Annotated in this window: 19 protein-coding genes; 6 read left to right on the top strand and 13 right to left on the bottom strand. The window is 56.7% G+C overall.

What is annotated here, in order from left to right:
• The first annotated feature begins 8 nt into the window (after window positions 1-8).
• Entirely contained in the window at window positions 9-548 is a 540-nt protein-coding gene (locus tag IPJ76_01535) for a hypothetical protein (protein ID QQR86935.1), read from the top strand.
• On the opposite strand, the gene IPJ76_01530 is transcribed toward IPJ76_01535, so the two are convergent.
• The 6 genes from IPJ76_01530 to IPJ76_01505 all read right to left on the bottom strand — a co-directional run bounded on the left by IPJ76_01530 (window position 435) and on the right by IPJ76_01505 (window position 7,812).
• Complete coding sequence (locus IPJ76_01530) at window positions 435-1,073, bottom strand: PepSY-like domain-containing protein (GenBank protein ID QQR86934.1); 639 nt, start codon at window positions 1,071-1,073, stop codon at window positions 435-437. The two genes, IPJ76_01535 and IPJ76_01530, sit on opposite strands and share 114 nt — an antisense overlap.
• Window positions 1,074-1,158: 85 nt before the next feature.
• Window positions 1,159-2,373, bottom strand: coding sequence for an acyloxyacyl hydrolase (locus IPJ76_01525; protein ID QQR86933.1), 1,215 nt, complete (start codon window positions 2,371-2,373; stop codon window positions 1,159-1,161).
• A gap of 69 nt (window positions 2,374-2,442) precedes the next feature.
• Window positions 2,443-3,693, bottom strand: a complete 1,251-nt coding sequence (locus IPJ76_01520) for a HAMP domain-containing histidine kinase (GenBank protein ID QQR86932.1) — start codon at window positions 3,691-3,693, stop codon at window positions 2,443-2,445.
• Complete coding sequence (locus IPJ76_01515; protein ID QQR86931.1) at window positions 3,690-4,370, bottom strand: response regulator transcription factor; 681 nt, start codon at window positions 4,368-4,370, stop codon at window positions 3,690-3,692. Before IPJ76_01515 ends, IPJ76_01520 begins: the two co-directional genes overlap by 4 nt.
• Window positions 4,371-4,614: 244 nt before the next feature.
• Window positions 4,615-5,517 (bottom strand): DUF4249 family protein, encoded by a 903-nt coding sequence (locus IPJ76_01510; GenBank protein QQR86930.1) that lies wholly within the window; start codon window positions 5,515-5,517, stop codon window positions 4,615-4,617.
• A 6-nt stretch (window positions 5,518-5,523) separates the two neighbouring features.
• Window positions 5,524-7,812: a TonB-dependent receptor gene (locus tag IPJ76_01505; protein QQR86929.1), complete on the bottom strand. Its 2,289-nt coding sequence runs from the start codon at window positions 7,810-7,812 to the stop codon at window positions 5,524-5,526.
• A gap of 327 nt (window positions 7,813-8,139) precedes the next feature.
• Between IPJ76_01505 and radC the strand changes: the two genes are divergently transcribed.
• The 3 genes from radC (at window position 8,140) to IPJ76_01490 (ending at window position 10,911) form a co-directional block, all read left to right on the top strand.
• The gene (radC, locus tag IPJ76_01500; protein ID QQR86928.1) at window positions 8,140-8,817 is read left to right on the top strand and encodes a DNA repair protein RadC; all 678 of its coding nucleotides are present in this window, start codon (window positions 8,140-8,142) and stop codon (window positions 8,815-8,817) included.
• Between the two features lie 12 nt (window positions 8,818-8,829).
• The gene (locus tag IPJ76_01495) at window positions 8,830-9,984 is read left to right on the top strand and encodes a toprim domain-containing protein (protein QQR86927.1); all 1,155 of its coding nucleotides are present in this window, start codon (window positions 8,830-8,832) and stop codon (window positions 9,982-9,984) included.
• Between the two features lie 420 nt (window positions 9,985-10,404).
• Window positions 10,405-10,911 carry an antirestriction protein ArdA gene (locus IPJ76_01490; GenBank protein ID QQR86926.1) on the top strand — a complete coding sequence of 169 codons (507 nt, stop codon included), beginning with the start codon at window positions 10,405-10,407 and terminating at the stop codon, window positions 10,909-10,911.
• Here the strand turns inward: IPJ76_01490 and IPJ76_01485 are convergent.
• Window positions 10,874-12,190, bottom strand: a complete 1,317-nt coding sequence (locus tag IPJ76_01485) for an integrase (GenBank protein ID QQR86925.1) — start codon at window positions 12,188-12,190, stop codon at window positions 10,874-10,876. The two genes, IPJ76_01490 and IPJ76_01485, sit on opposite strands and share 38 nt — an antisense overlap.
• Before the next feature lie 255 nt (window positions 12,191-12,445).
• Window positions 12,446-12,637 carry a hypothetical protein gene (locus IPJ76_01480; GenBank protein ID QQR86924.1) on the bottom strand — a complete coding sequence of 64 codons (192 nt, stop codon included), beginning with the start codon at window positions 12,635-12,637 and terminating at the stop codon, window positions 12,446-12,448.
• A gap of 653 nt (window positions 12,638-13,290) precedes the next feature.
• Here IPJ76_01480 and IPJ76_01475 point away from each other — a divergent pair.
• Both IPJ76_01475 and IPJ76_01470 read left to right on the top strand, forming a co-directional pair.
• Entirely contained in the window at window positions 13,291-14,115 is an 825-nt protein-coding gene (locus IPJ76_01475) for a hypothetical protein (GenBank protein ID QQR86923.1), read from the top strand.
• A 155-nt stretch (window positions 14,116-14,270) separates the two neighbouring features.
• Complete coding sequence (locus tag IPJ76_01470) at window positions 14,271-16,565, top strand: AAA family ATPase (protein QQR86922.1); 2,295 nt, start codon at window positions 14,271-14,273, stop codon at window positions 16,563-16,565.
• A gap of 31 nt (window positions 16,566-16,596) precedes the next feature.
• On the opposite strand, the gene IPJ76_01465 is transcribed toward IPJ76_01470, so the two are convergent.
• The 5 genes from IPJ76_01465 to IPJ76_01445 form a co-directional block, all read right to left on the bottom strand.
• Window positions 16,597-16,986 carry a hypothetical protein gene (locus IPJ76_01465; protein ID QQR86921.1) on the bottom strand — a complete coding sequence of 130 codons (390 nt, stop codon included), beginning with the start codon at window positions 16,984-16,986 and terminating at the stop codon, window positions 16,597-16,599.
• Window positions 16,970-19,714, bottom strand: coding sequence for a relaxase domain-containing protein (locus tag IPJ76_01460; protein ID QQR86920.1), 2,745 nt, complete (start codon window positions 19,712-19,714; stop codon window positions 16,970-16,972). Before IPJ76_01460 ends, IPJ76_01465 begins: the two co-directional genes overlap by 17 nt.
• 158 nt (window positions 19,715-19,872) lie before the next feature.
• Window positions 19,873-20,607: a hypothetical protein gene (locus tag IPJ76_01455; protein ID QQR86919.1), complete on the bottom strand. Its 735-nt coding sequence runs from the start codon at window positions 20,605-20,607 to the stop codon at window positions 19,873-19,875.
• 32 nt (window positions 20,608-20,639) lie between these two features.
• Complete coding sequence (locus IPJ76_01450) at window positions 20,640-22,208, bottom strand: type IV secretory system conjugative DNA transfer family protein (protein ID QQR86918.1); 1,569 nt, start codon at window positions 22,206-22,208, stop codon at window positions 20,640-20,642.
• 82 nt (window positions 22,209-22,290) lie between these two features.
• Entirely contained in the window at window positions 22,291-22,488 is a 198-nt protein-coding gene (locus IPJ76_01445; protein ID QQR86917.1) for a hypothetical protein, read from the bottom strand.
• Window positions 22,489-22,494 lie beyond the last annotated feature (6 nt).

Below are 22,494 nucleotides of genomic sequence, written 5' to 3'. Positions count from 1 at the left end.
TTTGAAGCATGGCTGCACTTGTTCGCCCGCTGGTGATCTTCGTTCTGATCCTGCTCTCGGGATACATAGTGCTGCTCTTCGTGCAGCGCGAGCTGCGGGATGTGTTCTGGGATGAGTTGATCGTGGTGTTGTTCGCATGTGGCAAGACCGTGTTCGGCATGTTCGAGATGTTCCGCCGTATCGCCCGAACGTCGGACCATGATCTTGACCAGCAGCACCTCTTCGCCATGATCAGCTTGTACGCCTTGCTGTTCGTGGCCTCCTTCGCGTTGGACAATCTCGCTTTGCTCGAAGTGGATCCTACGGCCCTATCGGGCGTCGGTTTGGCGGGGTCGTTGTGGCATCGGGCGGTAGACATGGTGTATTACAGTATGAGCACCTTCACCACAGCGGGCTTCGGTGATATCCTGCCGGTCTCTACTTCGGCCAGGGTCCTAGCGATGGGCGAACTGATGCTCGCGTTCTTCCTCACCGTGCTCGTGATCGCCAACTTCAGCAGCTTGCGCGAGCATTTCCGCAAGCGCAACGCAGGGAAAGCGGTGGATTGAATTGGCGCGGGCCGGAGCTTGCGCCCCGGCCCGCTTGACCGATCGATCAGTCCTTCTCGTCCGGCCCTTCATCCTTTTCACCTCTTCCGTCACCAGGCTCTTCACCACTTTGCCATCCGCGGCGAACACCACTTCCATGCTGTGCTCTCCTTTCTCCAGGTCCACCTCATACACGATGCCTTGGGGGCTCTCGGCCACCTCGGCGGCTTCCAGTTTGTGGTCCGCGTAGTTGGCGGCGATGGCAGCGCGCACCGGCGCGGGTAGTTCTTCCGGCTTGATGGCGTGTTCGGTTTCCAGCCACTTGGCATCGGCGGCGTACTTGGCGGACCACTTGGTGGCGCCTTGCTGGAAGTTCACCTCGTAGTCCTTCTTGTCCTCCATTTCCCATTTGGCGTGTTCGGCCTTGGGGAATTGTTTCATGAAGGCGGCCTTCACGGGTTGGGGTACATCGGCTTCGCTCACTTTCTGTGCGCAGGCGTTCATGCTGAGCGAGAGCATGAGCAAGGTCGGCAGTGCGTAGTTCATGTTGGTTCGGGTTTACGGTTCAAAGAGAGTTCATGATCCTGTCTGGAATGTGGATCCGTTCGGCCGGGACCTACGCCACCCGTGCTCATGGGCTTAGAGGGTTGCCCTTGTTCCGGATGAAGCGATACCCGATGTTCCACTCCAGGAATTCCGAAACGTTGAACTGGTAGGCGCGCAAACTCACACCGACGAAGAGGTTCCGGTAAGCATGGTACTTGATGCCGATGCGCTGGTAGAACCACGGCGTTTGCTGTGGAATGTTCTTGCGTGCGACATAGAACGAAGGTTGAACAAGCACCGATACGCGGTGTACGACCAGTTCATAGGAAGGGAACACACTGAGCTGGAGCTTGTCCGCAAAAGGGCTGTCCGCTGCTTCCACTTCGCCATTGTCCACGCTCACTTGCGCATCGTGCGCACCGTTGTAGTCGGCGGTGAAGCCGAAGCCGATCTTGCTCTTGTGCGTAAGGTGCCGCGCCAAGCACACGTTCACCCCCATGGCCAGGAAGTTCACCCCCTCGTACCCCTCGACTACATCCACGGGAAGCGAGTCGTAGATCACGTTCTGCGACCCGGCAAAGACCGATAGGTCGAGCTGGGTGGAAGCAGTGAAGGGTGCGCGCTGTGACTTGACCGGTCGCGACAAGGGAACCGTGTACAGGTCATAGCGCAAGGCCATCCGGGGCGCAACCGTGTTGACGCCAAGGTTCGGCTTCTTGAGGGCGCCGTTGGAATAATGGGCGATGCTCAACCCCGCACTACCGGAGAACCGACCGACCAACCGGAACGCCGCCTGCACACCAACATCCAGGTACACGCTCTCCTTGGCCCCGATGGAAAGGTTGTTCGCGTTGTTCACCGGGTTGAAGGGCTTCCAGTTGAAAGCAAGGCCCAAAGCGATATCATATTCCAACGACAGCTTCGTCCACCGATGGAAGGGGGCGTTGAAGTAACCGAAGACGGCAAAGGGCTTTCCCAGTTCCTCCGGTTCGCTGAAGCGAATGGCGCTGATGCCAACACCATAGACCGGATTCGCATAGTTCAGCTGCCATGGCTTGTTGCCCGTGGTCTGCTTGCCAAGCCGTATGGAAGCCGCGCCGAAAGCGCGGATGGGCTCCTGCTCGCGATTGCTTCCGCGCAAGAAATGGTTCGTAGGGAAGACGTATCCGTATTGGAATGCCGGGACAATGCACCAGTTTGCTTTCTGGATCGCAGGTCCATTGGGCGCTTGGGCTGCACTACCCAATGGGTGGAGCAACCCGATGAATACACCAACGAGGGAAAGGACCGATGTCTTCATCAGGGAAATACGATGACCACGCACAACTTAAGCGGGATCAAGACCAAGCTGGCCAAACGATCGCGCACATCATTCGCCTCGTACCACCAAGGTGTGTACGCCCGCTGCATACCCGTAGCTAAGTTGGATCCCGTTCTGGTCGGCGATCTCCTTCACCATGGATAGGCCGAGGCCGGTGGAATTGCTGGTGGGATCGTCCTTGGCGAAGCGCTCGAAGAGCTTGCCGGGATCGGTGGTGAGGGCAGGCCCGGTGTTCACGACCATGAAACCATCCGCACCGAGCACCACGTTCACCGTGCCCGCAGGTATGTTGTGCTGCACGGCATTGCGCACGAGGTTGGACACGAGCACTTCGGCGAGCAAGGGGTGCAAGCGCAACAAACACGGTTGATCCTGCCGCAGGTTGAACCGGATGCCGCGCTGGGCGATGAGGTCTTGCAAGGCTTGGTGTTGGTCCTGGAAGAGCGCGAACCAGTCGATGGCTTGCGGCGGGAACTGCTGGTTGCCGATGCGGGCGAGCAGCAGCATGTTGGAGACGGTGCGGCCCATGCGTTCGCGCGCTTGGAACAGGCCGTCGATCACACCGGCTTCCTGCTCGCCGATGTTCGGCGATTGGATGAGCTGGTCCAGTTTGCCTTGCAAGATGGCCAGTGGTGTTTGCAGTTCGTGCGCGGCCTGTTCGGTGAAGCGCTTCTGCGCGGTGAAGTCGGAACGCATCTTCGCGGTCATGTTGGAGAGCGCACCGTTGAGCGTTGCGAACTCCTCGATATCGGTCTTGGGCCAACGAGCAGAACGCGTTCCGTCGAGTTGGAAGCGCCCCAACTCATCCAAGGTATCGTGGAAGGGTTGCCACAAGCGCTTGGCAAGCCAGCGGTTCAGCAGCACATTGCCCAAGGCTACCAGCGCCAAGAGCAGGGTCATGCTCACCGCTACGCCAAGCACAAGGTCTTCCGTTTCCACCAGCGAACGACCCACGGCGATGGTGAAGGACCCGGCATCGGGCAAGCGCACCGATGAGCGCATCAACCGCCACGGCGCCATCTCATCCTCCTCCGGGTCGAGCATGGCGGTGTCCACCGTCATGGGCTCCGAGACCTGTCCTGGTATTACCGAAATGAATTCATCCGGTGCGTTGGAAGTGAAGGTGCGTTCACCCTTGCGCAGTTGCTGGACGATATGTTGTGTCTGGTGTTCCATCTGCTCATCGACCTGAGCTGCCACCACGGCGCTGAGCACGACGTAGCCGATGGCCGTACCCATGATCACCAACGGGATGGCAAGGACGAACTGGTAGCGCGAGGTACGTTGCAGCAGTTTCATGCGTGTGAGCTTAACCGATACCCCAGACCGTACACTGTTTGGATGCGGTCCTTGCTGCCCTTCTCCAACAACTTCTTCCGGAGGTTCTTCATGTGCGAGTAGAGGAAATGATCGTGGTCCAAGCGGTCGGCCATTTCGCCCCAGACGTGCTCCACGATGGCGGTGCGCGAGAGCACGCGGTCCTTGTTGGCCACAAGGAAGAGCAGCAGGTCGAACTGCATCACGGTAAGGTCCACGCGCTGGCCGTTGACTTCCACCAGCTTGTCATCCGGCACAATGCGGAGTTCGTCCAGTTCGATGGCCTGATTACCCGCGAACTGCTTGCGGCGGATGAGCGCGCGCAAGCGTGCGACCAGTTCCGGAAGGTGAAAGGGCTTGGGCAAGTAGTCGTCGGCACCGAGGTCCAGGCCGAGGATCTTGTCATCCAGCGAGCCCTTGGCCGATATGATGATGATGCCGGTGTTGGGGTTCTGTTTGCGTAGCATCCGCACGATGTCCAAGCCACTGCCCTTTGGCAAGGTGATGTCCACCAGCACAGCATCATAGGCGTATTGCTCCGCCTTCTCCATGGCGGAAGGGAAGTCGTTGGCGGATTCCACGAGGAAGCCGACATCCTGCAAGAACGCGCGAATGGAGCGGCGCAATTCCTGTTCGTCCTCGATCAACAGCACTTTCATGCTTGCAAGCTATGCTGGGGATCCTGTCCGGATCCTGAGCGGGTGCGCGCACAGAATGTGGACAGGGATCGGGGCATCCTTTGTACCACACGATCCTTTGGTTTGGTACCGTGTGTTGCCTCTGAGGCGCGGGTGCCGGGTTTGCGAACGTCCCGGTGCCCGTGCTGGGGGTGAACTGAAAGAGGCCGGGCAAATGCGCGGCCTCTTTCAGTTCTGAACGGACCGTTCAGTGATCCACTGTTCCTCACTCCGGGAACACGAACACCACCGAATCGCTCAACGCGTACGACCCGAACACCCCGAGGGCCTCTGGGAACTGTATCGGCGTTAGGAACACCGGCTCCACGAAGGGGTTGAACTGCGAGAGCTTCTGGCGATCGAGCTGATCGTAGAACACGGCCGCGTTCTTGTCCACGCTCTGCATGCGGATGTAGCCGATGTCGCCGCTCTTGTGCTTGTAGGCGGGTTCGATCACGATCTCTTGTGGTAGCCCGTCCTGGTTGGCATCCTTGTAAATGGCGCGGCCGATCTCCAGCACCGGGAAGAAGGAACCGTGGGTGCAGATGCTGAACAAGCCGCCTTCACCCAAGGTGGTGGTGCTGTCGATGATGCGCGCCATCTGGTAGCGGTAGAAATTCTCTTCACCCGGCACATCGTTGTAGTCCACGATCACACCCTCGTGCTCGCCGTAGATGTCGTTGAACACGGGCGTGTAACCCGTGGAGGTGATGGTGGTGGCGGTCTGGTCAGTGGTGGTCTGCGCGGTGTAGGTCTTTCCTTCCGCGTCGATGTTCAGCGAGAAGGTGATGTTGGGCTGTGTGACGATGTTGCCCTTGAAGAAGTAGTTGTACTCGCAGGCGAAGAGGTCTTCCACGGAATCGACCACGAGCACATCGGTGCCCAAGCTGCTTGTGATCGTGACGTTCGCAGTTCGGATGAAGAGCGACTTGCGCGTAACGGCGGCATCGAAGTAGGGCACCGAGCGGTAGATGTAGAGTTTCGGCACCTGACCGGGTGTGAGCATGCACTCGATCACCGGCTTGGTATCATAGGCCAATGGCACAACGGTGATGTCCTTGGTACAACCGGAGAACAGGAGAAAAGTGGTGCACACGGCACCGACGATCACGGGGATGGAGGTTCTCATGTCGGCTCAGAATTCGAGGTTGTAGCTCAGGCTGGGTATGATGGGCAAAAGGCTCACTTGCTTCGCCTGTGGTTGCTTGGTAACCGGGTCGGTGGTGAGGTACACGAAGTATGGGTTCTGGCGGCTGTAGGCGTTATAGAGGCCGATGGTCCATGTGCCCATGTAATCGTGCTTGAACATGCGGTGCTGCTTCTTGTAGGAGGCGGACAGGTCGAGGCGGTGGTAAGGGTTGAGGCGCGCGTTGTTGCGGTCGGTGTAGTCATAGTAGATGCCATCGTAGAGCGTGCCGCCACCGAGCACCGTGGCGCGACCGGTCGGCAGTGTGTAGGCGGCACCGGTGGTGAACACGAATTGTGCGCTGAAGGTCCAATGCTCGTTGAACGCGTATGTGCCGACCAACGCGAGGTTGTGGCGACGATCATACTTGAAAGGGAATTCCTTGCCCCGGTTGAGCGCGGCGAATTGTTGGTTGGTCCACGAAAGCGTGTAGGATACCCAACCGGTGAGCTTGCCTTGGTTCTTCTTGATGAAGAGTTCCGCGCCCTGGCTCCAACCCTTGCCGTACACAAGATTGCTGTCGATGACGGTCTGCTCCAACAACTGCGAACCTTCCTTGAAGGCCACTTGGTTCTTCATGTTCTTGGTGTAGAGTTCGATGCTGGTCTCCCATGCGTTCTCGTGGAAATTGCGGAAGTAGCCCAGCGCGTATTGCTCGCTGTATTGCGGCTTGGTGCGTGCCGTGCTCTGGATCCAGATGTCCGTGGGGAAGGTGGCGGTGCTGCTGGGCACCACGTGCAGGAATTGGTTCATCACCGTGTACGCGCCCTTGATGGAAGAGCGTTCGTTCACCGTGTAGCGCAGGCTGGCGCGTGGCTCCACACGGAGGTACTCCGCTCCCTTGGTGATGTAGTACGGAAGTCGCACGCCCAGTTCGGCACCGATGCGCTCGGTCACCTTGATGTTGTCGTTGAGGTATGCCGCCATTTCGCTGCTGTAGGTCTGCGCGATCCGGTTCAGGTCCAGGTTGGTGATCTGCTGGCTGCGCGGGATCTTGGCGCTCTTGCCACTTGGGCTGAAGGTGTGGTAGATGTAGTGCAGGCCAAAGCTGATCGTGTGCCTGGGGTTTGGGAAGTACTCGAACTCCGTCTTGCCGCCGATGTCGTTGATAGCCGAATAGAACTGCGAGTAGTACTTGCCCTGCACGCTGGACAGATTGAGCAGGTAGCTGTTGTAGATGGCCGATGTGTTCACGAACATCTTCGGGCCGAGGAGGTGGTTCCAGCGGGCTGTCACAGTTCCGTTGCCGAACCGAATGCCATAGTTCAAGCTGCTAGCGTCGGTGTAGGTCGCGTTGTCCTGCCCGGTGAAGCCGCTGAGGAAAACACGGTCCTTGGCACCAAGACGCCAGTTCACCTTAGCGTTCAGGTCGTAGAAGTTGTAGGTGTTACCGGAACCGAAGACTTTCAGCGGTTTCAGGATCAGGTCCACATAGGTGCGACGGGCAGAGACGATGTAACTGGCCACGTTCTTCTTTATCGGACCTTCCACGGTAACGTTGGAGGTGATCAGGCCGATCCCCGCATGCACATGCATCTTCTGGTCGTTGCCCTCTTTCATGGTCACATCCAGCACACTGCTCAGGCGACCGCCATAACGCGCGGGGAAGCCACCCTTTGTCAGTTCCACTCTGTTGAGCGCATTGCTGTTGAAGGTGCTGAAGAGGCCGAACAAGTGGTTGGGGTTATACACCACGGCTCCATCCAACTGCACCAGGTTCTGGTCCGAATTCCCTCCGCGTACATAGAAGCCTGTTGTGCCCTCCTGACCAGCTTGTACACCCGGCAAGAGCTGGATCATCTTCAGCACATCGGGTTCGCCAAGGATGGCGGGCAAGACCCTCAACTTCTCGATCGGCACATCGATCACGCCCATTCGCGTGTCGGTGATATTCTTGTCCAACCGCTTCGCTGTCACCACCGCTTCGGCCAACTGCGTGGCCGATGGCACCATGAGGATATCCAGTACGAGGTTGCCCGATAGCTTGATCCGCTTGGCCTGCGCCGTGTAGCCAATACTGGCGATCACGATGTTCAGCGTGTCGCTTGCTGGAAGGCTGATGGAATAGAAGCCGAATTCGTTCGCGGCTGTTCCGGCCTTCGTGTTCGTAACGAAGATGCTCGCACCTATGATCGCCTCACCCGATGTGGCATCCTTCACATGGCCGCTGATGGTGAAGGTTTGTGCTTGTGCCGCGCATGACACCGACAGAGCGAGGAGAACATGGGGGATCTTCATTGGAGCTTGCGGCTTGTGCCTGCAATGCTCCGGCGCAATACTGTGCGGAATGTGGCTGCGCTGTAGCACGTGCAACCGGGAGGCCCGCGATCCAACAGAACGACGAGCATAACATGATGTGCTGAATGATCGAAATGGCATACGAAAATCGCGATCTTCAACTCGCGATCCGTCCATCCTGAACCACTTGGCCCTAGCAGGAAGCCCTTGACCACGGCCAAGAGAGCACGTTTCGCCGACTAGCCACAAGGCCTTTCGCGGCATAACCGCTTTGCTTTTATTCCACGGTGCCTTGTCGCGTCGGCGAAGCCGTGCAGGAGGGAGGCCATGTTCAACGACTTCCCTTCCTTCATTGCCAACACATCACCGTCAGAGAGACTCTTGGAAAGAGGTTCTCGTGGATGTAGCGACGCTGAACTCCTTGCGGTACTTATCCGCGCTAGCCGAACGCAGTCATCCATGGAGTTGAGCCATCAACTTCTAGAGGCGGCTGATCGAGACCTTTATCAGCTTGGAAGAATGTCCGCCATGGACATGACCTCAGCGGGCATGAGCACACAAAGCACGGCCATCCTGCAAGCGGCTCTTGAGCTTGGACGTCGGCGGCGAGAAACGCCGCGCGCGCTACGTGAGCGTGTGAGCACCTCGCTGATTGCGTATGATATACTTCGACCACTCCTCCTAGACCTCAATCATGAAGAGTTTTGGCTCCTCCTCCTGGACCGTGCGAATGGGCTGATCGGAAAGCAGCGTATCAGTCAGGGCGGTATGCACGCGACCGTGGTAGACCCCAAGATCGTGTTCAAGTGTGCCTTGAACGCGAAGGCGTGTTGCGTGATCTTGGCACACAACCATCCAAGCGGAGCCTTACGCCCGAGCGAGGAGGACTTGATGCTCACCAGGAAACTTGTGGAAGGAGGCAAGTTCTTGGACATCCAAGTCAATGATCACCTCATCGTCACGGATGGCGGCTACTACTCGTTCGCGGACAATGGGCAGTTGTAGAAGGGTTGTTCCGTGCGGGTCTTTTTCTATCGGCCCGGCCTTACACAGGCTTTAACGGGGGAGTGCCTTTCTCCGCTACCGCACGCAGCCGCGCTAGACTGCCTTCGCCGTGAAAGAAGAAAACACCACGACAGCCTTGCAACCCATTCGGAAAGGACACGCATCATGAACATTGAACAGGCCAAGACCATTCCTATCGACCTTGTACTCCACGCCATCGGTGCGCGCGAGCCGGTCAGAACGGCAAAGGGCGGAAAGGATGTCTGGTTCCACTCGCCTTTGCGAAAGGGAGACAGTGAGGCCAGCTTTGTGGCACATCCGCAACGCGGCACCTGGAAAGACTTCGGCACCGGTGCTGGTGGGGATGTGATCGCCTTGGCACAAGCACATTTGAACGGTGCAAGCGTGTCCGAAGCCTTGCGCTGGCTGGAACGCTTTGCTGGTGAGAGCGCCGCAAATGTCGCAGCGCATCCGACCAAAGCAAGAACGACAGAGTCGGCGCGCTTCACGCTCGTCAAGAAGAAGCCGCTCAGCTATGCACCTATCCTGTCCTACATCACAGAGCGCGGCATCCGTATCGACACAGCTCGACGTTATTGTTCAGAGATCTACTATCAGCCCGTGGCTGAGAAGCGTCTGCGCCCGTTGTTCGGTGTGGGCTTTCCGACCGATGATCCGAACACGTGGGAAGTGCGTAGCATCCGAGGCGATTACAAAACGGTGATCGGCTCCAAGAGCACCACAACGCTCTTTGGCGATGCCGAGCAAGAACCGGAAGCGTTGCATCTGTTCGAGGGGTTCTTCGACTTCCTGACCTATGCGGACACATGCGGGCTGCGACCCAGCGAAGCGGCGCTCATCCTGAACAGCGCAGGACTTGCCCGAAGAGGTCTACAGCACCTTGTGGAGGCTTCACGGCTACGATCGATCACAAGCGTGTTCACCTGGTTCGACAACGACCCCACAGGACGAGCGATCACCCAGCGCTACGCGGACGCATTGAGCGCACGTTATGCAGTGATAGACATGTCGTCGCGCTACAGCGAGCACAACGACCTGAACGCCGCGCATGTAGCGCATAAGAAAGCGGCAACTATTCCTTCCTGGGTGCCGAACGACTCCAGTGAGACGCTTACGCACGATCGGAGCTTTGCTCCGCATCCATAGACCTATTTGCTATGTGCGTTTCTTCAAAGTTCGGTCAGGTGAAGGTCTGGTACAGTTCCCACCGACAAGGTGAAGGTTGTTCGTGTGGCAGCCCTTAGCATTGTTGAAGGCGCCTGATGCCGCCTGCAGTGTGGATGCCGAAGTTGCATTCTGCCCTGTTCAGGCTGAGGTATCATGCCTCATCTCTAGCAGATCGCTATAGGGTGTTCCCCCTTGCGCGGGCCAAGGCTTCGCGCTTTTACGCTCACGAGCTACGCCGCCAGTATCCCCGACTTTCCGCGCTTCGCTTGTGCAAGCCGGGTGATTCCCCTCGGGCGGCTTTGGCCCTGTCCCTTGCTCACCCCCCACTCGCCGCGTGGCAAGGGTTCATGAAGCGCCGTTCGGCGATACACGCAACCCTATGAAGTAGGAGAACTAGAAATGACCAAACTATACGCACAACCATACAACATGAGCGCCATCGGCTTCTATTTCGACAGCTTGGAAAGCTATCTGCAGCAGTCGAAGGACTTACGCGATCCCTTCGGTCAACACGTTGAGGAGTTCGAAATTCAATTCATCGACGGTGATGACGCCGACATGGAACTATTCAAAGCTCTTGGCATTCACCAGGGTGCCATTGGCCAGTTCTATGAGGCTGTGGAGAGTTGGGATGACGATGCGAAGACCCGCGTCGCAATCGCCGTCGGTGAATGCGGCTATCAGTTCGATCTCGACAAGGATTGCCCAGAGGATCTAGACATGGATATCTATGAGATGGACTCACTGAAAGACCTGGCAGAGGAGTTCGTGGAGAATGGGCTGTTCGGAACCATCCCCGACAACATCCGGAACTACCTCGATATGGATGCCATCGCACGCGACCTCAGCGTGGACTACAACGAGACCGTCATCGCTGGTCGTCGTCTTGTCTATCGTTGCGGATAGACGATGCCTGGGTTAGACAGATGCGGTCCATCCATTCCTTCTTGTGCTCCAGGGTGGGGCCATTCCCGTACTTGGGTCGTTGGAAGCGGTGCCCCATGAGTTCTGCTTGCACACGGTCGGGCGCGTTGACGTTCAGGATGCGATCTTGGAAACTGTGTCGAAAGGAGTACACGGAGTGCTTATCCGAAGGGAAGAGATTGTTCGAGCGTAGGAACTTGTTGACGGCATTGGTCAGATGATCTGGCTTGTCGCGGTAGCGCGGGAACCCGTTCGGACATGCTCTGAACGCCGCGAGTGCATAGCCGATCAGGGGGATAGAGCGTGCACTGTGCGCGTTCTTTAACGTCCGCTCCTTGCGGTCGGTGATGGTGATGTGGGGGATGGGCGCATGGAGCTTGATGTCTTCAGGCATCAGGCCGACGATTTCCGAAGGTCGCGCCCCCGTTTCGGCGGCAGCGAACAGGAACCAGCGAAACTCCGGCAACATGGCGTGGAGCTTGTCGTCGTGCAACAAGGCCACGATCTGTTCCGAAGTAAAGGGCAAGCGTTGTTGCCGAAAGCGCGTCTCCAGCCTTACCTTCCTAAAGAGATGCCTGATATCGAGTCCAACCTTGTCGTGTTCGGATACTGTCTCCAGAATCGCTTTGAGGTGAATGAACTCCTTGTTGGCACTCTGTGTGTTTCGATCCTCTGTGCGGATGCGGTCGAGCCACCAATCGCGGAAAGCGACGATGTCATCCCGACCGACCTCCTTCAGTTCCTTGTCGCCGACCAAGCGGACAAAGCGATTCATGGTGCGTATTCGTGGGTTGCGCCACTTGCGCACTTGGTCATGTGTTTTGCTGACGATCTTGTCTTTGGCGAGTTCCCAGAACCTATCGAGCACCTTGCTCAGCGGCATTAGCGGGCCTTCCTTACCTCCCAACAACGCCTCGACTTGCTTGGGCGTCGCGTCCTTGGCCGCGAGGACGCGACCGATGAGTTCTTCCAAAGGGAGAGCGGCAACGGCTTGCATAGGTCGGTATGTGAAGCCAAGCTGCCGAGCGATCGACACGGTCTTCCGGAAGCGACTGTTGTCATGAGGTGCGGTCTCATCAACAAGACTTTGCCAATAGGCTTCGACCTGATCATTGAGCACGACGGCCTGGCGCCATGCGAGCTGTCGGCTGTCGGTGCGTAGTGAGATGCGCACCGTGTCACGGCGATCCAGGTGCCGGACGAAGTCAGGGATGCGCCGATTGTAGTAGTACTGACCGCCGCGTTTCAGGATATAGGGCATGTGTCACCATGTGTTACAAAATGTGTGACACTTCTTCTATATCGGCCTTAATCGCAGTGTTGCGAAAAGCGAAATACTCGTTGCCGTTAAAGGCGATAAATACCTCTTAAACAAAGAGAATATGGCGCACCCGAAGTGGTCACTTGGTGACTTCTGGAACGACCGATTCTTCTGTACTATCAAGCACTTCCGTCGTGTCGCTTTCAAATATGTGTGACAGCGATATCGAGTGAAATGTGACAACCCAGCTTACGATCACAGTACCATGTCACTAGCGACCTGTAAAGCGATTTGTTTGAGGGCCTTGCGTGCTCTGCGAACCTCTCGTTCCTCGTGCAGTCGTTTGAATATGGGCAGGTACTTGTCACCCCCATTGCGGATGATGCCAGCCATAACGATGTAGGCTTCGTCAAGGCGCTCATCGGTATCGGTCTCTTGCTTGCTCATGTGGCCTCCTGGCTAGGGGTGGAAGCCTAACGGCAAGGTGATCCGTTCGAGAAGAAAGCGCATCTCATCCAAGCCGGTGAAAGTCGACCTGTACGTGACCGGCTACATACAGGCGTAGGCACGTCGCATTAACGAGCATTAATCACCCGTGATTCTCTGTCAGATTCCCTTGGCTATCGATATACAGAGCCCTTCGACCAATCGGTCATCCACACCGTCCACGAAGGGAGTCTTCAATGTCCACACCACACAAGCACGATGTCTTGCTTTCCATATATGACCGCGTCAGCGACTTGATGCGCACTACACATCCCAACCCTTCCAATAGAGCCACGGGCTGCTGCCCCACCTGTTTGTACCGCTTCGATCCGTTGCTGACTCGCGTCGAAGCGTGGGCGTATACCGGATTCAAACCGGGAACTCTTGCCGTGTGGGATTGTCAACGAACCTATGACCTGCAACCGGTGAAGTTCGGCAATGCCGTGCGCTACCGTCTGTCGAGCCTTAACCGGTTCGCCGACGAGCGCATCAGACCTAACAGTCTGCAAGTTGACGACCAGTCCTAATCTTCTCTCATGCCCCAATCAACCCGCCGCCCACCATCACCATGATCAGGAGACATCATGAACCTTGACTATGCCCGTACCATTCCCATGCGCGATATCTTGAACAAGATCGGCTTGAGGCCTGCCGCCGAGAACCATGAATACTCGTTCTTCCGATCCCCCTTCAATCCACCCTGGGCCGTTGCCAGCCTGAAGGTGGATCACGGTCACAACTCCTGGAGCGACACGCCGACCGACAACAAGGGCGGACCCTTTGAACTGGTGCAGGCTTGGCTCATTCACCAAGGCTTCAAAAGCGCGGAAGACGACGTGCTGCATTGGTTGCGATTCAACATCGGCTATCCCTCGCTCGTGACCTTGTTCGGTCTGACGGATGAAACGGAAGCGGGCAACTACACACTGCTATCCAAGATCGCGTTGCAAGAAGGAGCATTGATCCGTTACGCTATGCGTCAAGGCATCGGCCGCAAACAGGCCGGAGAGATGTTCCACCAAGTCCATGTGCGCAACTCAGTTACCAGAAACGAGTATCGAGCGCTTGGTTTCCGCAACGAAGATGGAGGCTTTGCACTTTACAGCCCGCACGTCACCGGCATGACATCGCCAGTCGCGGTCAGCTTTATCCGTGGTCGTGTACACAAACCCGAAGGGGTCAACGTGTTCAAGACCATCTTCGACTACCGCGCGGTGGTGAGAAGCCGCAGTGACACACCGTTCGATCAAGACAGCATCATCCTGCACGACTTTGCGTGTGCCGATGATGCGGCCACCTACATCCGCGCTTACGGATACAGGCAGTTGTATAGCTGGTTCGACTGTAGCGAACGGGGCACCCGAGCGACCGAAGCGTTCGATTGGCTCTGCGCAACTGAGCCGGGCTTGACGCATCGCACTATGAGCGTTGACCTGTAGAAACTATGGCGAGAGGTTTGATCAGAGGTCCTCGCATGTTGCTGCTTGCGTGATTCTGTGCTATACTCACATGACCTAAGGTTAAGACGCTCCTTGAACTTGGCTTAGTGTCTAACGATGCACGTGATGAGCAGCATGTAAGGAAAGCGAAGAGCATGGTAGACCGCATACAACTCCTTAGGAATATTGGCCAGTTCGAGAACGTGTCTCCGGGCCAGCAAACGGGCCTTACAAAGCTGACTTTGATCTATGCCGAGAACGGCCGGGGAAAGACCACGCTAGCCAGCATTCTGCGCTCATTGGGCACGAATAGCCCGACTCCGATTATCGAACGCCATAGACTAGGTGCTCCGCATTCGCCCCATGTCGTCATCGATGTGAATGGTCGGTCGCATACCTTTCAGAATGGTGCATGGTCAGCTCCGCTTTCGGACATCGCCATATTTGACGACAATTTCGTCGCGCAGAATGTTTGTTCAGGCATCGAGATTGAGACGGGCCACAAGCAAAACCTGCATGAGCTTATACTGGGTGCACAAGGCGTCGCCTTGAATGCTACCTTGAAAACTCATGTCGATGAGGTTGAGGTGCATAACCGCGCCTTGAAGACAAAAGAGGCCGCCATACCGGCAGCCGAACGCGGCACGTTGACTGTGGACGCCTTTTGTGCCCTGCCGGTGAACGTCAATATCGAGGCCGAGGTTAAGGCGGCCGAGCGCAATCTGGCCGCTGCCCGCGCCGCCGATGCAATCAAGCAGCAACCAAGCTTCCAAGCGCTTGAATTGCCGGCTTTCGACGCTGCGGCCATAAATGCGGTGCTTCAAAGTGATCTACCTGGATTGCAGGCGGACACCACCGCCCTTGTGAAGCGCCATCTTGCCAAGCTGGGTAAGGGGGCTGAAGCCTGGGTTGGTGAGGGGATGCAGAAGATTCCGGCCGCATCGGCTGGTGAAACGGGCGAGGAATGCCCCTTCTGTGCTCAGGGGCTTGAGCATGCCCGCATAATCCCGCATTATCAAGCCTATTTCAGTGAGGGCTATGCTGCACTGAAACAGGCAATCACAGACCACGGTAAGGCGGTGGCAACCGCCCATGATGGAGAAGTACAGTCAGCCTTTGAACGTGCCGTGCGACTGGCCATTCAGACTGGCGACTTCTGGCGGAAATTCACTGAGGTGCCAGTCATTACCGTTGATACCGCCGAAATCGCGCGCGCTTGGAAGGCCTCGCGCGAGCCTGTCTTAGCCATCCTTCGAGCCAAGCTGGCATCGCCGCTCGAAAAGATGGCCCTCACGCAGGAGATCGTGGACGACATTGCCGCGTATGACGCGCATCGCGATGTCATAGCCGCCATATCCAGAACTCTGTCGGATAGCAATGCGCAGATTTCCGCGGTGAAGGAGAAAGCCGCCACCGCCAATGTTGTCACTTTGAATGCCGAGCTGACCAAGTTGAAGATGACCTTGGCGCGACATAGCCCGACCATCGCGCCGCTATGCCAGGCATATCTTGACGAAAAGAGCGCCAAGAAGGCGACCGAACTATTACGTGACAAGGCAAGGGCGGCTCTGGATCAATACCGCGCTAGCATCTTCACGCGGTATGAAGCGGCGATTAACACTTACCTCGGGAGATTCAATGCAGGCTTCCGGCTCGCCGGAGTGAGTTCTCAAAACCACAGGGGCGGATCATCCTGCACATACAGTGTCCTTATCAACAATGTAACCGTTCCGTTGATCGCGGATGACGGGCCATCTTTCAAGAATAGCATGAGCGCTGGTGACAGGAACACTTTGGCATTGGCGTTCTACTTTGCTTCCCTCGATCAGGACTTGGCGCTTGCTCAAAAGATTGTGGTGATTGACGACCCGATGACCAGTCTCGACGAACACAGGTCACTTGCCACCGTTCAGGAAATGCGCACCCTGGCCAAGCGCGTGAAGCAGGTGATTGTGTTGTCCCATTCCAAACCTTTCCTGTGCCAGATATGGGAGGGTTCGGACAAGGATACCCGCAGCGCACTGAGAATCATTCGCAGTGGTCAATCAGCATCATCTATAGATGCATGGGATGTTCATCAGGATTGCATCACCGAACACGACAAGCGGCACGCCATGATCCAGCACTATATCACCATGGGGCACTCTGGAAAAGAGCGCGAAGTTGCGGCGGCTCTGCGCCATGTTCTGGAAGCTTTCCTTCGCGTTGCGTATCCCGCTCATTTTCCACCAGGGAAACTGCTCGGACACTTCCACAATGAGTGCGACCAAGCACTCACTACCAGCGCCACAATCTTAAATCAGGTAGACACGGTCGAGCTTCGCCATTTGATGGACTATGCGAACAGGTTTCACCATGACACCAACCCGGCCTATGCGACGGCGACCATCAATGATCAAGAACTTGTTGATCATGCTACTCGAACGATGAAATTTGCGAGAAGAGCTTGAGTGCTGAACCCTGCTCGGCGGCAAGGCATGCTTATCCGTTAGCGATTAGAATTATTTCGTTGACTACCGGCTGGTTGTCCTCAAGCGTAGCATTGTACCGGACTTCAGTTGCGGTAATAGTCTTAGGCAAGTGACTGGCCAGTTCATCAAGCAAGCCATTCAGTCGAAGCCCGTTCAGCTTGACGGTGTGCGTGGTGAAGACCAGGACGATACTTGTCCCTGCTTCGACCTCCTCGCTGAACACGAGGTAGCTGTAGTTCAAGAAGAACCGTCGGCCATCGGGCCGCTCAAAGACGATGTTGCGGGTGTTGCTGTGCGCGGGATAGTTCTCGCTCACGGCCTTGTTCTGTGGATCCTGTTCGGGAGTCGTCGGGTCATTGGCCCGCATCTCACCGTACCGCGACCTAAAGTCTTGGCTCATAGTCGCGCTCTTTGCGGAAAGGTTGTATCAGCTCCTTTTTCGGCTCCGGTTCGCGATGAGGCTCCGGTGCTTGGCGATCCTCTCGCAGCTTGTGCAAGACGTGATCCTGATGGTCGATCAGGCTTGCGATCTCCAAGGCGGAAGTCCGATCACCCAAGCGTTGGACCTGAGCAAGCAGGCCTTCCTTATCGTCGGTGTAGATCTTGACGCGTTCCCTTGACCTTGAAGCGGAAACATAAAACTGCTTGGCGTTCGTTGCCGGAAAGGTCACTTGGGGTTGTGCGATCAGAACCTCATCCACTGTTTTGCCCTGTGAGGCATAGGAAGTCACGCAATGCGCGTGATCGAGATGGCCGAAGTCGCGCGTGACCTGATAGACCTGTTTACTCCCCTTGCTCTGCAGCTCAATGCGCCCGTCCTTACGCACGGACAGCACATCGAACACTTGCCCGTTGTCCATGCGTCTCTTTTCCCGGTCATAGCTGTTGCGCGTGATCTTGATCGCATCCCCCTTAGCCATTTCGATTTGTGATCGTTCCAAGACATCGAAGCAATGGGAACGGCCTTGCGGCAGTTCCACGGTTGAACCCGTACGCTCATCCTTGAGCATGACCTGGCTTTCGGAAGCGCTTTCAATCACCCACTGACTGCCGCGCTTGATCTTCGGTGCATGCTGGGTGAACTGGACGACCTGCCCCGGCTTGTAGTTCTGCCAGTCTTCTTTCTCTGCCGCTGAGAGGTACAGGTTGTCCAAGCGATCCGCCTTGATCTCTTTCTTACCGATCATGCCGGCCTGACGCATGCGGTTACGGATGTCTTCCGTCAGTCCCCGTCTGTGACCATTGGTCGGACAAACCACCAGTACCGACTTCTTTCGTTTCAGCGCGTCGAGGTAGTCATCCACCAACTTGTCGTTGGGCTTTTGCCGATCGACATCCACGATGGCACCCATGCGATCGAGCTTGTCGAACGCCTCTTTGACGTTACCAGCAGCGAGCATGCTCACGGCTTCCCGGTGATCGACGTTCTTCTGCCGGTAGATTTTGGACACTTCGGCGGTTCTGATCTTGCCGACCGTGTTGAGGATGCGCAACGCATCCCCTCGCTGTACGCTGGAATGTTGTCGCGTGTCGCCGCCCAAGATCACACGTGCATTTTTCTTCGTGGCCAGTTCCAACAGCGCGGTCATATCCTTTGTCCCTAGCATACCCGCTTCATCCACCCACAGCACGCCGTCCTTCAATCCGTGCTGTAGCTCTTTGTTCAGCAACAGGGAGGCGACCGTATCCGCCTTGGAGAATCCTTCACTGCGCAACACATCGCGCGAGGCGATGGATGTTGGTGCCACGACCGTGACGCGCTTACCGGCCTTTTCCATCCAAGCCACTGCTTCACGCATCAGCGTGGTCTTACCAGTTCCAGCCGCGCCTCGGATGATGGACACGCGATCAGAGGTTGTCAGGACGTGCTCAACAGCCTTGCGTTGCGCACCGTCAAGTTTCATCTTCGGTGCTTCAGCGTAAAGCGGCGTCAACTTGCCGATCCCTGTCCGTGCCAAAGCCACCATGCGCTTCTCTTCGGAGAGGACGACCTTGGTGGTGCAAAGCACCTGACCGTTCTCCTCAACCCGCAACAAGGAAGGACTCTTATCGAACAGGTCGTTCGCTTGTTGGATGGTCGCCTTTGCATGGCCGATGCATTGCGTGTAGACGGTGGCCAGCAGTCGTCGTGCGGGCATCACCGATGCCTTGTCAAAGTGGTGACGCAAGGAATGATCGAAGCTCCGCTGCGCGATCCCCTCTTTCTCTTCTTTGGCCCCCGCAAAGCGGATGGACTTGCCACCCTCTGACGTGGACATTCCCAAGTTTGCAATCTGCTCCCGCCAGTTCGCCTTCAGTTCCGTCATGCTCAGGCCCTTTTGCTTTTTGGAGCGGGTACGTGCCCCGAGTCCATCAAGCGCTTTCGCATCCGTGATCCCCTTCTCGTGGGCGATCCTGCCGATCTCGTCCGTGCGCTTGGAAAAATGTTCCAAGGCCCGTTGCGGCACACCTTCGATCTCAAACGATTTCTTGGTGCGGCGCACGTCATAGCCCAACTCGATGAGCTTGTCGGAGAGTCGTTTGTGAAAGAGCGCCTGGTAGTACGGCATGTCGCGCTTGATGTCGCGGAACTGTCCCGCCTTGATGCGCCCCTCCTCCTTATCGAAGGTGGCGTTGAACACATAGCAATGCGCGTGTAGGTGCGGGTCAGGATGATGGCCTTCGACTGGTCGCGCCGTCTGATGGATGAAGTCCATCCAGATCAACTCGCCGGTTGGGCGGTCGGTGTAGACTTTGTCCTTCCGCACGCGTGACTTGCTGTCGGCTTCTATGTCGGCCATCGTCTCCGCAACGCTCCCTCGGAAGGCTTCCAGGATGTGGTCGTCCTTGGACAGGACATGCACCAGCGAGACCGACTTGGGCACATGGAAGTTGATATCGTAGCCGGTCGTGCGATTGCTCTTCGTCCTTGGGGTGAGTGGTTTGCCCGTTAGCGGATGCCGGTTCTCACATAAGGCAAAGAAGTCATCCTTGGTCGCACGGCCAGCCAATCCCAAGCGTGCAGCAAGCCGCCCTTGGAAGTTACCTCCAAGCTCTTGGTCTTCGAGATAATAGTCGGACTTGAGCAGCGCGTCGGAGTAGTAGGACTTGGCATGCGCAGCCGACACACTTTGCACCATACGGATCATTGGAAGTGGTATAGCGCAATGGGAGGGGATGGCGGGAAAAGATCGCCCTTGGTTAAAGCCTTTGCAGGTGTCGACTATGGCAGTGTCTCGAACGGAATGCGGTTAAAGCCAGTAGAAGAAAATGCATCAGACATCTTCCCTTAGCGGTGCTAACGACCCTAAACGACCTCCGGAGCGTACTCCTCTTCTTCCACAACGGCGTCCGAAAGTTGGACGCGCAGCTCTTGCTTGCTGGGGAACTTGCTACGGAAGCGGATGCCACGATTGGACTCTTCGTTGTCGATGAGTGCACGCTTCAGATCCTCGTTGCAGATCATCTCGTCGATCTTGTCCATGATGAAGTTATCACCCTTGTAATAGGCACCGGCTTTACTCACCGAGTAGACGACGGCGCAGACGATGAACAGCGATCCTAGCATGGACTGACCAAGGGGTAGCAGAACTATACCCAGGATGAAGGCCGCCAACGGCTCCATCCAGATTTCTTGGACGCGAATGCTGAAGCCGGAGTTGCGGAACTGGGGCAACAGGATGCCGTCGCTCAGGCTGTAGCGAGCAAAGTCGAAGACTGACGGCTCGTGTTTCACCTCCAAGTACCGGCGATAGGAGAAGTAGCCATAGGCCGCAACGAAAGCGTACCAGACCCAATTGTGCCCCAGCACGTAACCGAAGGAGCGGCGGAAGGCGTATTCGGCAAACGGCAAGAGCACCAAGATGAGCCCGACGGTGATGGCCGAGGCGAGTGTGAAATAGCGCTCGCCCATGTTCCGGCGCAGGAACACTTCCAAGACGAGGCGCGGGTACGAGCAGATGCCAAGGAAGAAGTTGAAGATGGCTTCCTTGATAACGTTGCGACGGCTCATCGTCGCACGGTAGTAGAGGTTCTTTTTCATCGGAGTTCGAGGTGTTGGGGTTTTTGTTTTGATTAACGGGTCGCTTGGTTGAGGGCTACGTAGTGTTGTGAGAAGGTGACGGCCTTGTGATTGAATCCGCTTGCGAAGCGCTTGCCCTGGACATGCATATAGCCCACCACCTTGTAATCGTTATCCGGGCCGCCGGTCTTGAGTCCGACAAACTCTTCGGGGCGCACCATCTTGCGCAAGACCCAGGAGGTGGTTTCCGATGCGCTGAATCCGCCTGCAACGGACTTGGCCGACTGAGTCTCTTCGGTATAGGCTTCGCCTATCAGATCGGCGGCATAGGTGTTGGTCTCTATGTCGGCATTGGCGTGGAAGATTTTGGTGCCAAGTGTGCCGATGAAGCTCTTGACGCGGTGTGCGCTGCGCTCACCGCTCATATTCGCGTAATAGTTGGGCAGGTTCTGTGAGATATAGACCGTGGCAATGCGGCTGCTGCGCGCTGTGGCCTGATACTCGGCGTCATGCGCGTGCAGGAAGTGTTGCGCCTCATCTGCCCAGAGAAACACCGGGCGACCATTGTGGTGCGTGTCCCTGATCTCCATCGCCCGTTGCCAGATGTACTTGAACATGATCTGGCAGTCGCGTCCAACGGCGTGGTATTTCTTGACCGGCAGATTGATCACGACGATCTTGCCCTTGGTATAGCAATCTTCCGGGGTGAAGGTCGAGGCGTGACGGAACAGCAAGGTGTTGCAAGGGTCTTGCAGCAACCCGTAGAGAAAGCCCAGGAGCGAGAAGTCAATGATGGATCGTGTCTTGCTGCTGAGCTTGTTCAGCACCTCAAAGAAGAAGTTGTCGAGCTGCTGCATACGGCGCAGCTCAGGGATTGCCTCATCCTCCTGTTGCGTAAGCTCACCGTCGGTCAGGTGTTGCAGATCGGCTGCTGGGAAACGCTTGCGAAACTCTTCCACAAGCCGGTCTACCTTTTGTTGCGCCGTGATAAAGGCGCGGTCATAGGCGCTGTAGTCTTTCTTGTCGGTACGAGATGGTGTCGGTTGCCCATCGGGATTCTGGGGCATGGCCTGCGCCACATCATGCAGCAGTTGAAGCGTCACCTTGCCGTAGGCGAGCAGGCACAGATCGACGATGTTGAACATCACCATATCGAGCGCCGTCTCCCAGAAAGCATCTTCTTGTTTGCCGCTGGACTTCTCTTGACTCGCACTTATCACCGTGTGGAGCACCTGCACTATGTTCTGCGCGAGCGAACTGTCTCTGTCCGTTGAGATGTACTCCAGCATGTTGAAACGGTTCAACTGACCGGGCTCGACGATGATCAGGTCATCTGTTCTACCCGTAAGCCGACACATCTCCTGCCAATGCGCTTTCTCATCGGTCTTCGCTGTCAGCACAAGACCACCGAAGCCATTGGCGAGGTACTTGAGCGCCAGCACGCGTCCGGAACCGGAGGTCTTGCCTGAACCGATGCCTCCGAATACCTGCACGCCTTCAACAGCGTTGCGTATCGTCCACGCGAAGGGCTTTCCGCCTTCTTCCGGTATCTGAAGCAGTGGACTATCAAGGTTCCAACCTAGCTCGTGCTGACTTCCGGCAAGTGCGTGCGTTGGGTTCATGGGGTTGTCCGCTCGTTGGAGTGAGGTTCAGAAATAAAAGAGGGGCGTGATGCCCCTCTTTCATCGTCGTGGTCGGGGATCTTTACCTTTTGGTGCTGTTCCGCGCACCACTCGGGGTATTGTACGTGGTACCGTTCACGTTGACGCTGCCACCCGACTCGGCGAACTTGATCCGTCCACCTTTGTCGTCGATCAGTTTGGTACCGTCCGTGCTCTTGCGGTATCCATCGCTGATCGCGTCCTTGACGATCTGCTTGCGGTCGTTGCTGTTGAGGCTCATGTGATT

The sequence above is a fragment of the Flavobacteriales bacterium genome, from assembly GCA_016699575.1.
In the GTDB taxonomy this organism is placed as follows: domain Bacteria; phylum Bacteroidota; class Bacteroidia; order Flavobacteriales_F; family PHOS-HE28; genus PHOS-HE28.
This window is presented reverse-complemented; position numbering and strand designations above follow the sequence as displayed.